This window comes from Flagellimonas alvinocaridis, assembly GCF_965248585.1.
GTDB classification, from domain to species: domain Bacteria; phylum Bacteroidota; class Bacteroidia; order Flavobacteriales; family Flavobacteriaceae; genus Flagellimonas; species Flagellimonas alvinocaridis.
Genome location: NZ_OZ252111.1, coordinates 1,412,482 through 1,425,188, shown reverse-complemented (window position 1 = coordinate 1,425,188; position 12,707 = coordinate 1,412,482). Strand labels below are relative to the sequence as shown.

The window sequence follows — 12,707 nt, the reverse complement described above, 5'->3', positions numbered from 1 at the left end:
ATGAACTACTTTAAAAAAATTCTCCGTTTTGCGGGACCTTACCGTAAATATGGTTTTTTGAATATTTTCTTCAATATCCTCTATGCGCTTTTCAGTGCGTTGTCCTATGCTGCCCTCATCCCAATGCTCAACGTGTTGTTCGATAAGACCCAGCAAGTTCACACTCCTCCAAAATTGGAGGGCATTGGGAATTTGAAAGACTACTTCATGGAGTATATGAACTATCAAGTCACCCAATATTCGGGAAATGACCCGATGAAAGGACTTATTTTGGCCGTAGGGCTGATTTTGTTCCTGTTCCTGTTCAAAAACATTTTCAACTATTTGGCCATGTACTTCATCACGTTTTTGCGCAATGGGGTGCTCAAGGATATCCGTAATAAGATGTACGAAAAGATTGTGGACCTGCCCATTTCCTACTTTTCCGAAAAGAAAAAAGGGGACGTCATTGCCCGGATCACTTCCGATGTGCTGGAAATACAGCATTCCTTTCTCTCCATTTTGGAATTGATCGTACGGGAACCTCTCACCATATTGTTCACAATCATTGTAATGTTCCTGATCAGTGTGAAGCTCACCATTTTCGTGTTCATTTTTATTCCCATCGCCGGAATGATCATCTCCAGGATCGGGAAATCCCTCAAACGCAAATCGGACCGGGTCCAAAAGGAACAGGGTGAGTTCCTCTCCATCGTGGAAGAGACCTTGAGTGGATTGCGGGTCATCAAGGCTTTCAATGCAGAATCCAAATTCTTTAAGACCTTCCAAAATTCAACCAGTCGTTTTTTCAAGTTCTCCAACTCCTTACTGAACCGACAAAACTTGGCATCGCCAACAGGAGAGTTCTTGGGGATTTTAGTGTTTGGGGTACTACTTTGGTTTGGAGGCCGAATGGTATTGTTGGAAGGCTCGTTAGACGCGGCCTCCTTCATTTCCTATATGGGTCTAGCCTTCAATATATTGACTCCTGCAAAAGCCATCAGTAAGGCCTCCTACGGGGTTAAAAAAGGGAATGCCGCCGCAGAACGGGTATTGGAGATCCTGGAATCGGAAAATCCTATTAAAGACGCCGAAAATGCATTGGAGAAAACTGATTTCAACCAAGGCATTGAACTCAGCAATATCTCATTCAAATATGAGGACGATTACGTGCTGAAAAACTTCAACCTAAAGGTTGAAAAGGGCCATACCGTTGCATTGGTGGGGCAATCTGGAAGTGGAAAGAGTACCGTGGCCAATCTGGTCACTCGTTTCTATGATGTCAATAAGGGTGAGATTTTGATTGACGGTACCAACATCAAACAAATCTCCAAAAAATCACTTCGAGGACTAATGGGACTGGTAACACAAGACTCCATTTTGTTCAATGATACGGTAAAGAACAACATTGCCATGGGCAAGGAAAATGCCACCACCGAAGAGATTGTGGCTGCGGCCAAAGTAGCCAATGCCCATGAGTTTATTATGGAACTTCCGCATGGTTACGATACCAATATCGGAGATAGTGGAAATAAGCTAAGTGGTGGACAAAAACAGCGTTTGTCAATCGCTCGGGCCGTCCTCAAAAATCCTCCGATCATGATTTTGGACGAGGCCACTTCGGCCTTGGACACTGAAAGCGAACGTTTGGTACAGGATGCCTTGGAGAAAATGATGAAAAACCGCACCTCCATTGTCATTGCACACCGCTTGTCCACCATCCAAAATGCAGATTCAATCGTGGTTCTAAACAAAGGTAAAATTGTGGAACAGGGAACCCATGAAGAGTTGATGAAGTCACAAAAAGGCTATAAAAAGCTGGTGGAAATGCAATCATTCTCATCCTGAAAGGAAGACACGCATTTGAGAAAATTAGTGTAATTTGTATCATACCCCTAAAAGTTTAAATATCAAGTTCAAGCTCAAATCATCTTTGCCCAAATTTTGGTTTCCGATTTCTGATGTCTGAATATTTAACACTTGAATAGATTTCTCGACTGCGCTCGAAATGACATCCGATACATTTGGGCAAATTAGTGCAATTCGTGTCAGACCTTTTGAAAGTTCAAGTTCAAAATCAAGTTCAACACTACCTAAACTCCGGGTTCCGATTTCTGAGGTTTGATTTCTGGATTAGTCACCCCAAAATAGATTTCTCACACTCCTTCGACTTCGCTCAGGACAGGGTTTGAAATAACAGCCTCACATTGATCATTGTCACCAATAATTGCCAATTGCATTAAACCTTTTACCCCTATCTTAGTCAAAGCACTAATTTGTACGGACAATTGATTGCCGAAGAAGCACTAGTCAAGGAATTAAAACAAAAGGAAAGTCGGGCAAAGGCCTTTGAAGTGTTGGTTAACACCTATAAAGAGCGCTTGTATTGGCATATACGCCGTATTGTGCTTGATCATGATGATACGGATGATGTGCTCCAAAATACTTTTATTAAAGTGTATAAGAATATTGACGGTTTTAAAGGTGAAAGCAAGCTATATTCATGGTTGTACCGTATCGCCACCAATGAATCGCTGACATTTTTAAAACAAAAATCCAAGAAAGCCGGAATCAGTGATGAGGAATTGAAGGACCGTATGGTAGAAAATTTGCAAGCAGATGTGTACTTTGAGGGTGATGAAATCCAACTGAAATTGCAAAAGGCATTGGCCACACTACCAGACAAACAAAAGTTGGTATTTACCATGAAGTACTTTCAGGAAATGAAATATGAGGATATTTCCGAAGTACTGGAAACATCGGTCGGTGCGCTAAAGGCCTCCTACCATTTAGCCGTAAAGAAAATTGAATCGTATCTTAAGGAAGATTAAACCTTTAGCGTATTTAAGAGTCGAACTAAAGAAATGAAAAAGGACAAGAAAAATAGCTTCAATACTCCGGAAGGTTACTTTGAGAACTTCAATGAGCGACTTATGGGCCGCATTGAAAAAGAGGTTCACTCAGAGTCCATCATCCCAAAATCAGATGGTTTTTCCATCCCTGAAAACTATTTTGACGAAATCACCCCAAAAATCATGTCCAAAACCTCTCATAGAGACGGCAAGATTATTCAATTAAACCCCTTTAGACGGTTCTATTACGGTACAGCCGCTGTGGCAGCAGTTTTCATTGTAATCTTTGGCTTCAACTGGAAATCCAATGCACCCATTGCGTTTGACGACCTGGCCAATACTGAGATAGATGCATACTTTGAGAGCAATGACCTAAACATAAGCACATATGAACTTGCAGAGTTGGTCTCTTTGGAAAATGTTGAACTTAATGACATTCTGGATCAAGATTTGGATGCGGAGAACATTTTGGAATATTTAGATGAAAATCTAGACGATTTTGAAGAATTAAATTTAGATTACGGTGATTATGAATAAAAGAATACTCATACTGTTCGCTTTGTTGGTGGGAACCGCTTACTTGCATGCCCAAGGTCCGGCAAGGGATCGCATAAAAACCCTAAAAGTGGCTTTTATAACGGAAAGGGTTGGACTTACCAGTCAAGAGGCACAACAATTTTGGCCCATATATAATGCCCATGAGAAAACTATGGAGAACATCCGAAGAAAGGAACGTAGGGAATTACGCTCTAAAATATCGTTGGCCCAAGATTTGACCGACAGCGAATCTTCCGCCCTACTGGACACCCTCATGGCCCTTCAAAAAGAAAAACATACTACAGAACAAGATTTCATCTCAAAAATCAGGACCGTTATTTCTGCCAAAAAAACATTGCTCCTCCTAAGGGCTGAAGAAGACTTTAAAAAACGATTGTTGCAACAGTACCGAAAACACAATGGAGGTGATTAATGGTCCTCCCTTTTTCCTGTCTTTTTATATTCCCAGCACTTTACCTATAACTCATTTAAGCGTATTGATTGGACGATTTTTACGCTCCATATCCATTCTACAAAATACACTACTACATCTTTGCGATTAAACTGAATTCGTTAACAATAATCCTCTTACTTTCAGTGTTTTGCCGTATCTCAACACAAAAAAGTATCAATTGAAACTACCCATCCGTCAAATCAAATGGGCCATTCGTAAATCGGATACAAAAATCAGCCTTTCAAAAATAGACCTTGCGGCAGCATCTAAAAGGGATGTTCACTTTAATCAAGTGTCTAAACAACATAATTTAATTCTATGAAAAAAGGTCTATTGAACGTTTTTATGAAAAGAAATCTTTTACACATCTTCGCAATTACTTTATTGATTTGGAGCTGTAGTTCTGATGATAGCCCACAACCTATCCCAACTGGTAAAACTGATGAAAAACCTACACTATCGGAGCTTCAGGGAGAGACTATGGGCAAGTTGACCGAAAATGGAAAACCTACTGTATGGAAAATTGAAACAGCCCAACTTTCCGCAGGAAGTGAAATACTGGACGTTACCAGCAATTTTAATGTCGCTGATGATGAATTCATTTTCTCCGGAAGTGTTTCCAATGGTTCTTTGGAATGGCGAAGAGGCCATGATCTGAACATGTCCGCATCTTCTATGGATGAAACTTTATTGGATTATTACCGATCTCCCAAAAGTTCCGCATTCTCTTTTGTGGGTGAAAGCAGTTCTGATTTGGTTTCAGATGACTTTGATATAAATGTCGCCCCAGACGGAACAATAACCGCAACGATTTCGGGTTCCGGTTCCGACACTTCAAAAAATGGAACCGTAACAGGTAAAGGCGGTATAGGTGAATTGGTCATGACATTGGTCAAAAAAAATCCGGATGATTACAAAGCACCTCCAACTGGCGGACTTCAATTCTCCGAAGCTTTTCAGTTTGGATCCACCTCAATTGAAGGTTATTCCCCAGGAATGATAGGATCTAACAGCGACAATAGCTTCTTTTTGGTAAACAGGGAAGATGCATTAAATGAGAATGAAGCCTGGGGACCAGAGCGAGTCATCAAATTTAACATTGATGATTTTTCGCAAGAGGAATATGTTTATACCAATCCTGAATTTCTGGATAATGGAGCCTCCAAACAACTTCATGTGGTCAACAATGAATTGATTGCCTTTGGAGGACGGTATGTCAACACTTACGATCTTGATCTTTCCGGCGACCCAACAACGGTGCCTCATGGTCTTGTATCAGAAGAGTTTGACTCAGAAATCATGTTTACTCGATTTGGTATTGCCGTGCAAGATGACAACGTTTATGTTATCGGTGGAGGTTTTGTGCCATCCGAAGGTTTTGATACTAAAGAGGCTAGAAATATTTACAAATGGGATTTGGAGACCATGACCCCTACCCTTTTTGCATCACTCCCAGAACGGCGGTATGGAGCACGCGGAACCATTGTAAATAATAAAATGTATGTTTTTGGTGGTTCATTGGGTTTTTATGATGACACTCCCACCAATACTATTTACGTTATCGACATGGATAACCCGAAAGATATTCAGACGCTGGCAATGCCCAAGAAATTAAGCTTCAGTTTTGTGCAGAAACATCAAAACTTGATTTATGTGGCAGGGACAACGTTACAATTTGACACAGAAGGCAATCCAAGTGGAAGAGAATCCACCATACATGTATTTGATACCCAAGATAACAGTATCACGGAAATCTCCCATAACTTAAATAACCCTGATGGCTTCCATTCCATACATCAAATGGCCTTGTTCAATGGAAAAATGTTCGTCATCTATGGAGGTATGCAAGGAGAGGAATTGCCCGATAGTATTTATGATGAATGGTTTATTTATGGAGCAGACCTAGAATAATACTTCAAAAGTATTGATGCTATAAACCACCGCTTAGGAACCATCAATTTCCTTATAATCCTCTAAAGGAGCCATTTGGCTCCTTTTTCAATTAAACCTTTTCCAAAACCATTCGTCCTATTGATATAAATCTTTAAAACCCGCAGTTATGAAAGGCTTAAAATTAACACTCGCAACCATGGCGTTTTTTGGACTGACGATGGCCGCTAACGCCCAACGAACCGTAGTGAGAACATATCCAGCTTATGGAACGGTAGTGACCACCATAAACCGCCCCCATCTGGTAATCCATAAAAACAAGAACTTTTATTATGCCGATGGCATTTGGTATAAAGCCAAGGGCAAAAAATATGTGGTCTGCGCAGCTCCCAAAGGAGTTAAGATATCCGTTTTGCCAAGAAGTTCAAAGGTTGTCTATGTTAATGGCAGAAGACTGTACAAGTATAGAGGCGTTTTCTATAAAAGAGCAGGACGGCACTATGTTGTGGTAACCGTATAGTTTTTTGGTTTTTTGAACATAAGAGCGGCGGAATAGCGTCGCTCTTTTTATTTGAAGACCAATTTTGCAATCCTATGCTTCCCTGCCGCATAAGCCACTGTATCGTTCAAAAAGCGTAAGGTATAAAAAGACTCCTCGCTCATGGGTTTCCAGCTTTCACCTCCATCGGCAGAATATGAAATCCCTGTAAAACCAACAGCCACCAAACCTTTCCCCTTGGAATTGGGCACAAATTGCACACAACTTTTATAGCCCGGTTCTTGACCATCGGCAATTAAATCCCATGTTTTCCCACCATCTTGGGTGATTATCTTGTTGGCGGTATTGGCGTCCGGTTGGGTATAATCCCCACCTATTGCAAAACCTATACTTTCATCATAAAAAGCCATGGAATAGATACCTTGTGTAGGTTCTTGGTGAATGATGGGACTCTGCTGTACGCTCCAAGTGGCTCCCTTATCAGAAGAATGATAAATCCTTCCTTCCGTAGTTGCCACCCACACTTTATTCCCTACAACTGAAATATTGGTGTTGCTCGCTGCAAAGGCTCCTTCCCCCTCTATCCCCTCTGGAAGATGTTCACAGGATATTTTGGACCAAGTTTGTCCACCATCTTTGGTAAGAATAATGGATAAACACCCATTTACACTATCGCCAACTGCAATCCCTTCCATATCGTTCCAAAAAGCCATGGCATCATAAAACACCCCTTCACCCTCTTCGGTATATACCACTTCCATTTTACCTTGGTCACCAGTTTTGTACAACAAGGCCGGATTGGCCACTGAAAGCATAAAAAAATCACTGGACGTATTTCCAACAGCCCTAAACTCAGGGGCAATGGAATCATATTTTTGGGTATTGGTCCGTACTTTTTCGGTCCTTACATCCACTGTTCCATATATTCCCTTACTTCCTGCAAAGGCCAACGTATTGCTGTCCAAAAAAGTAATGGCCCTAATGCTTACCGAATCCTCATAAACGGGCGTGATGGACACCCCTTGAAACGGCTGTTGCTTTTTTTCATCAACACAGGAAACCAAGATTAGGCCTAATAGCACACAAATAGAAAATCGCATAGTGGATATTTTGCTATAAAAGTAAGTAGAAATGATACCTTTGCAACTTATTTTACACCATGCGTTTACATCGAAATCTTGTTTTTGCCGTTATTGATGCCCTACATCTTATTTTTAATGAGGGTGAATATGCCGATAAGGTCATTGAAAAAGTACTGCGGTATGATAAGCGCTGGGGTGCACGTGATAGAGGATTTATTGCAGAAACAACCTATGACATTGTTCGATGGAAACGGTTATACACTGAAATTGCCGAGGCCCATGAACCATATACCCGTCCCCACTTGTTTCGATTGTTTTCGGTTTGGTGTGTGTTGAAAGGAATCCGAATCCCGGATTGGAAACAGCTGGAAGGTACTCCGGAGCGTCGCATAAAAGGACGGTTTGATGAGCTTTCAAAAATTCGAAAGTTTAGGGAATCCATTCCCGATTGGATGGATGAACTGGGTGAAAAATCCTTAGGCAACAAACTTTGGACCAAGGAAATCGCCGCACTCAACCAGCAGGCGGATGTAATCCTCCGTACCAACACTCTAAAAATCCAAAAAAATCAACTTCAGTCCTTTTTGGCCAAGGAAGATATTGAAACTCAAATCTTGGATGGATATCCAGACGCCCTTCGGCTCAAGGAACGGAAAAATGTATTTGTCACTTCCGCTTTCAAAGATGGACTTTTTGAAGTACAAGATGCCTCATCACAATTGGTGGCTCCTTTTTTGGAAGTTGAACCTGGACACCGTGTCATCGATGCCTGTGCCGGAGCAGGCGGTAAAACCCTTCACTTGGCTGCCCACATGCAAAATAAGGGACAGTTGATTGCCTTGGATATTTATGAAAGTAAGCTCAAAAAACTAAAAGTCAGGGCACGTCGCAATGGTGTCCATAATATGGAGACTCGTGCCATAGATTCCACCAAAGTGATCAAAAAACTGTACAACAGTGCCGATCGTTTGTTGTTGGATGCTCCTTGTTCCGGTCTAGGGGTCATCAAAAGAAACCCTGACTCCAAATGGAAGCTCGAACCTGAGTTCATTGACCGCATCATGGGGGTTCAACAGGACATTCTACAGAACTACAGTAAGATGCTCAAAAAAGGCGGACAAATGGTCTATGCCACCTGTTCCATCCTTCCCCAAGAAAACTCGGAGCAAGTCAAAAAGTTCTTGGAATCCGAAAATGGAAAGGATTTTGAGTTCATCAGAGAGAAAAATGTCTACGCGTCAGAAAGTGGTTTTGATGGGTTTTACATGGCCTTGATGAAGAAGAAAGCCTAAATACTGTCACATCTCGACTGCGCTCGATGTGACTAACGGTTTTCGGCTACACTCGATATGACACATCAAAAAATCCTATTCTTTTACCGTTGGATACTCTACACCCAATTGTTCCAAATAGGTATCGTATTTGGTTTCATCGTAATAGTACTTTTGTAATTCTGAGCGGTAGGCATCCTGCTTATCCTTGTTCAAATAAGTGGGCGGCATATCGTCTGCAGCAATCATAGGCTGATATTTGGTTTCTTTGCTCTGTTCATTGTTGAAGTAGTCCCACGCTCCTTTGAGCAACTCAGGATTTAAGAAAAAGTCCAATAAGGTCATGGCTTCGGCTTTGGCCCCGGCCGTAACTCCTTTATGGGCAATTGGGGTGGCCATAGCTATAGCGTTGCTCCAATGATGACCCTGCAATCCGGGGATATTGGAAGGAAAACGCATGGTAACCGTGGGCACTTTCCAAGAGATATCACCAATATCATCCGAACCACCGCTAACAGGCTCCAATACAGGTAGTCCCAGCTCCGCCAATTCGGTAGGAAGGCCTTCAATCTTCTCCGAACCCACTTCTGTCTGGACAGCTTTGGCCAGGGCTTGGTCGGCCGCAGACCAAGTAGGCAAGCCTACTTGTTTAATGTTTTCATACATGGTTTCCGCAATCACCTTATTGTAATGTCTAGGCCATGCCGTTCCCAAAACCCTAGAGGTCATGGTAGTTCCAGTCATTAAGGCCGCTCCTTTGGCAATATCGTTGGCTTCGGCGTACATTTCCATGATACCTTCATATTTAATATCCCTAAAATAGAACCAAATAGCCGCTTTGGACGGAACTACATTGGGTTGATCGCCGGCATCGGTAAAAATGGAATGGGAGCGTTTGAGCGGATGCAAATGCTCCCGTTTGTAATTCCACCCAATATTCATCAATTCGGCAGCATCAAGGGCGCTTCTTCCACGCCATGGAGCGCCGGCAGAATGGGCCGCCTCTCCCTCAAACAGGTATTCCACCGAAATCAGGCCCGTTCCGCGGGTTGGACCCCATGAGACCCCAAAATTGTTGCCTACATGGGTAAAGATGCACATATCGATATCATCAAAAAGACCATCCCGAACGTACCATGCCTTGGCGGCCACCAATTCTTCGGCAATACCAGGCCATAGAATCAAAGTGCCCCCAATATTTTCGCGTTCCATGATCTGTTTTACCGCCAAAGCGGAGGTGATGTTCAATGGAATTCCCGAGTTATGCCCTTCCCCATGTCCAGGTGCGCCTTCCACGATGGGTTTGTGATATCCCACTCCAGGATATTGCGAGGCTTTTGGAATACAGTCCACATCACTTCCCAAAGCAATTACAGGTCCATCACCGTTGCTCCAAGTGGCAAACCAAGCCGTGGGAATACCAGAAATGGAATGCTCAATGGCAAAACCATTGTCTTCTAGAATCCCTGTAAGGTATTTGGAACTCTCCACTTCTTGAAAACCAAGCTCAGCAAAACTGAAGATCTTGTCCACCATCACTTGGGACTGTTTGGCATGGTCCTCCACGATTTGGGCGACTTCGGACTTTAATTTTTCAACTTGTTTTTTGGAGTATTTTTTTTGGGCGGTTATTGATGTAATACAACTAAGAAGCAGCACCGCTGATAACAAGGTTTTAACAGTTTTCATGTGGTTGGGTTTTGAGTTAGCGTTAATCCTTCTAAAATAGGAAAAGAGAATGAAAATTTTGACTCATTCAAAGCTTGAAGAAGAAGTTTTAGAGAGTTGATAAAATTTCCTACATTTAAAAATGCTTTTTTGTCATTAAAGTCATTCAAATAAACCAATTATAAAAACTCTGTGTTGTTTTCTTATTTTCTCAAATAATCCTAAGTAATGACCGAAGAAAAAATCAAAGAAGCTCTATCTAATAATTATATTGGGGTTATAGCTGCTCGAAATGGTTTTTTCTTAGTCAAAGGTGAACATGACAGTGGAATCGACTTTAGCGTCAAATACCATATAACGCGGATACAGCCAAGTGGTAAAACTAGAGAAACAGAAGCTCCTTATTCCTGTAATTTACAATTAAAAGCTACTACAGAAAAATCAATTAAAATAAAAAAAGGTCATATAATTTATGACCTTAGAGTTGAGAATTATAATGATTTGATTTATCATAAAAGTTTGGGAAATACACCTCTGGTTTTGATTCTTTTTGTTTTACCATTTGATAAATTAAAGTGGGTTGAAATTTTTGATGATAAACTATACCTCAGTAAAAATGCATTTTGGTACTATCCTGATAAAGACGATGAAGTGAAAAATTCATCCACAGTAAGAATTAAGATTCCAATAGAAAATAAAGTAAATTTTGACTTCTTTAATGAAAGAATAAAAACTTGGATACCTGAATGGAAGTTAATAGATTGACATATAAAATTTACAAATATTTGATAAGGCATAATTGGAGTTATGATGGGCATTGGGAAAATCAATTTATCTATATGATTCCCCCAGTTTCTGATGGCTTTCCTGAGAAATTTAAATTAAAACTACCTATTTCAAACAAGTCAAAAGATTTTGGGATTTTTATGGATGATATAATTTCATTTCTTCAAGATAATTATAACACACACTTAATAATTGAATTTAAAAATCTAAACGATAAACTTAAAAATAGATTTAAAGCCAAGAGCAAATGGATTGAACCAGAATATAAAAGTAAGATAGAAGCTGTCAATAAATTTCACCCTTACTTTCCAAAGAATTCTTCATGGCATTAGAGGATAGAACATTAGACTATGTTGACTTCGGTCATCAGGAAAGACGAGTCGTCTTTCTAGGGAGGACTTGCTTTCAAGCTTGTTTAGATTCAGATATTAATATTTCACAGAGTGAAATATTTAAATCTGTATCATACCGCTCGGTAAACCTCGCTTGCGCACCCTCTTTTTTTATTGTTTTAAAAATGTTTTCTTTTTTTTTGATATTGATGTTAGAATTTGATATTGAAGATTTCACAATGAGAACATTAAGTAATGTTATCCTCTATGCCATGTTTTTATCATGAATTGGACTAAATATTCAAATAAGTATTTGTTAGAAGGATTAAAAAGAAAAATCCCTGAAAGTGAGCTACTTAAGAACCTGACCTATGCTAAATTTCTTTTTGACCAAAGACTGCCCATAATTTATGATGGTCAGCATCTTTCCTATTTAGTTGGTTATAAATTCGAATACTTATTAAGGGCAACAAAGCATACCCCTTATTTCTATAGACACTTTTCAATACCAAAAAAAAATAAAAAGAACAGATACATTGCCGAACCACTACCTAGTCTTAAAGAAGTACAACAATGGATTCTAAAAGAAATTTTACATAATCTCAAAGTTTCCAAATATGCTAAAGCTTATAAAAAGAAAAACAGTCTTAAAACAAATGCTAAATTTCATGTTAATCAAAAATATGTTCTAAACTTTGATTTTGAAGATTTTTTTGGGACTATAAAAAAAGAAAGAATACTTAATTTTTTTATTTCTATTGGCTATAACTTTGAAGTTTCAGATTTATTGGCATCTTTATGCACATTAAACAATAAATTACCCCAAGGTGCTCCTACCAGTCCTTATCTTTCCAATTTGATTGCAAAAGATTTTGATTCTGAAATAGGGAAGTATTGTTCAAGTAATTTTATTAGATATACTAGGTATTCGGACGATTTGACTTTTTCTGGAAATTTTAGTGTGGGAAAGCTTGATTCAGTTGTAAATAAATCTTCTTTTAAGCATCAATTCAAAATCAATGCAAAAAAAACAAGACTTACTAGAAAATCCGAAAGTCAACGTGTAACTGGCTTAGTTGTAAATAAAAAAATGCAGGCCCCTGTTGAGGTCAGAAAAAAGTTCAGACAAGATGTTTATTACATAAAAAAGTTTGGATTAACAAGCCATTTAAAAAAAACGAATATTCGTTTTGGAAATTATTTGGAGCACCTAATTGGAATCGGAAATCACATTTGCTTTATCAATCCAAATGACAAAAAAGCAAAAGAAGAATTAAAAATTCTTTTGGAGATTAAAAAACAGAGGATGGTAAACTCAGGTAAATAATTTTTTGCGACTTCTATCAACATTTTCAGT

Annotated in this window: 12 protein-coding genes; 10 read left to right on the top strand and 2 right to left on the bottom strand. The window is 39.7% G+C overall.

From position 1 onward, the window contains the following. The 6 genes from ACP14V_RS06450 to ACP14V_RS06425 all read left to right on the top strand — a co-directional run bounded on the left by ACP14V_RS06450 (position 1) and on the right by ACP14V_RS06425 (position 6,232). Positions 1-1,827 carry an ABC transporter ATP-binding protein gene (locus ACP14V_RS06450; protein ID WP_272609834.1) on the top strand — a complete coding sequence of 609 codons (1,827 nt, stop codon included), beginning with the start codon at positions 1-3 and terminating at the stop codon, positions 1,825-1,827. A 440-nt stretch (positions 1,828-2,267) separates the two neighbouring features. Beyond that, positions 2,268-2,810 (top strand): RNA polymerase sigma factor, encoded by a 543-nt coding sequence (locus ACP14V_RS06445; protein ID WP_272610296.1) that lies wholly within the window; start codon positions 2,268-2,270, stop codon positions 2,808-2,810. A gap of 33 nt (positions 2,811-2,843) precedes the next feature. Further along, positions 2,844-3,368 carry a hypothetical protein gene (locus ACP14V_RS06440; protein ID WP_272609833.1) on the top strand — a complete coding sequence of 175 codons (525 nt, stop codon included), beginning with the start codon at positions 2,844-2,846 and terminating at the stop codon, positions 3,366-3,368. Then, positions 3,361-3,801, top strand: coding sequence for a hypothetical protein (locus ACP14V_RS06435; RefSeq protein WP_272609832.1), 441 nt, complete (start codon positions 3,361-3,363; stop codon positions 3,799-3,801). Before ACP14V_RS06440 ends, ACP14V_RS06435 begins: the two co-directional genes overlap by 8 nt. A 339-nt stretch (positions 3,802-4,140) precedes the next feature. Beyond that, positions 4,141-5,733, top strand: coding sequence for a Kelch repeat-containing protein (locus ACP14V_RS06430; protein ID WP_272609831.1), 1,593 nt, complete (start codon positions 4,141-4,143; stop codon positions 5,731-5,733). A 148-nt stretch (positions 5,734-5,881) separates the two neighbouring features. After that, the gene (locus ACP14V_RS06425) at positions 5,882-6,232 is read left to right on the top strand and encodes a DUF6515 family protein (protein ID WP_272609830.1); all 351 of its coding nucleotides are present in this window, start codon (positions 5,882-5,884) and stop codon (positions 6,230-6,232) included. Between the two features lie 47 nt (positions 6,233-6,279). Here ACP14V_RS06425 and ACP14V_RS06420 read toward each other — a convergent pair whose 3' ends face one another. After that, entirely contained in the window at positions 6,280-7,311 is a 1,032-nt protein-coding gene (locus ACP14V_RS06420; protein WP_272609829.1) for a WD40/YVTN/BNR-like repeat-containing protein, read from the bottom strand. A gap of 59 nt (positions 7,312-7,370) precedes the next feature. Between ACP14V_RS06420 and ACP14V_RS06415 the strand changes: the two genes are divergently transcribed. Further along, complete coding sequence (locus ACP14V_RS06415) at positions 7,371-8,585, top strand: RsmB/NOP family class I SAM-dependent RNA methyltransferase (protein ID WP_272609828.1); 1,215 nt, start codon at positions 7,371-7,373, stop codon at positions 8,583-8,585. A gap of 75 nt (positions 8,586-8,660) precedes the next feature. Here the strand turns inward: ACP14V_RS06415 and ACP14V_RS06410 are convergent, their stop codons facing one another. After that, entirely contained in the window at positions 8,661-10,253 is a 1,593-nt protein-coding gene (locus tag ACP14V_RS06410) for an amidohydrolase (RefSeq protein ID WP_272609827.1), read from the bottom strand. 207 nt (positions 10,254-10,460) lie between these two features. Here ACP14V_RS06410 and ACP14V_RS06405 point away from each other — a divergent pair, with 207 nt between their 5' ends. The 3 genes from ACP14V_RS06405 to ACP14V_RS06395 all read left to right on the top strand — a co-directional run bounded on the left by ACP14V_RS06405 (position 10,461) and on the right by ACP14V_RS06395 (position 12,677). Next, positions 10,461-10,997, top strand: coding sequence for a DUF4365 domain-containing protein (locus ACP14V_RS06405; RefSeq protein WP_272609826.1), 537 nt, complete (start codon positions 10,461-10,463; stop codon positions 10,995-10,997). Continuing rightward, positions 10,979-11,350 (top strand): hypothetical protein, encoded by a 372-nt coding sequence (locus tag ACP14V_RS06400; RefSeq protein ID WP_272609825.1) that lies wholly within the window; start codon positions 10,979-10,981, stop codon positions 11,348-11,350. Before ACP14V_RS06405 ends, ACP14V_RS06400 begins: the two co-directional genes overlap by 19 nt. A gap of 283 nt (positions 11,351-11,633) precedes the next feature. Beyond that, positions 11,634-12,677, top strand: a complete 1,044-nt coding sequence (locus tag ACP14V_RS06395; protein WP_272609824.1) for a retron St85 family RNA-directed DNA polymerase — start codon at positions 11,634-11,636, stop codon at positions 12,675-12,677. Positions 12,678-12,707: the final 30 nt, after the last annotated feature.

Excerpts from the sequence above, each read along its gene's own strand:
- ACP14V_RS06425 (WP_272609830.1), top strand. The coding sequence starts at position 5,882 with ATGAAAGGCTTAAAATTAACACTCGCAACCATGGCGTTTTTTGGACTG.
- ACP14V_RS06430 (WP_272609831.1), top strand. The coding sequence starts at position 4,141 with ATGAAAAAAGGTCTATTGAACGTTTTTATGAAAAGAAATCTTTTACAC.
- ACP14V_RS06410 (WP_272609827.1), bottom strand. The coding sequence starts at position 10,253 with ATGAAAACTGTTAAAACCTTGTTATCAGCGGTGCTGCTTCTTAGTTGT.
- ACP14V_RS06415 (WP_272609828.1), top strand. The coding sequence starts at position 7,371 with ATGCGTTTACATCGAAATCTTGTTTTTGCCGTTATTGATGCCCTACAT.
- ACP14V_RS06420 (WP_272609829.1), bottom strand. The coding sequence starts at position 7,311 with ATGCGATTTTCTATTTGTGTGCTATTAGGCCTAATCTTGGTTTCCTGT.
- ACP14V_RS06405 (WP_272609826.1), top strand. The coding sequence starts at position 10,461 with ATGACCGAAGAAAAAATCAAAGAAGCTCTATCTAATAATTATATTGGG.
- ACP14V_RS06400 (WP_272609825.1), top strand. The coding sequence starts at position 10,979 with ATGGAAGTTAATAGATTGACATATAAAATTTACAAATATTTGATAAGG.
- ACP14V_RS06440 (WP_272609833.1), top strand. The coding sequence starts at position 2,844 with ATGAAAAAGGACAAGAAAAATAGCTTCAATACTCCGGAAGGTTACTTT.
- ACP14V_RS06450 (WP_272609834.1), top strand. The coding sequence starts at position 1 with ATGAACTACTTTAAAAAAATTCTCCGTTTTGCGGGACCTTACCGTAAA.
- ACP14V_RS06395 (WP_272609824.1), top strand. The coding sequence starts at position 11,634 with ATGAATTGGACTAAATATTCAAATAAGTATTTGTTAGAAGGATTAAAA.
- ACP14V_RS06435 (WP_272609832.1), top strand. The coding sequence starts at position 3,361 with ATGAATAAAAGAATACTCATACTGTTCGCTTTGTTGGTGGGAACCGCT.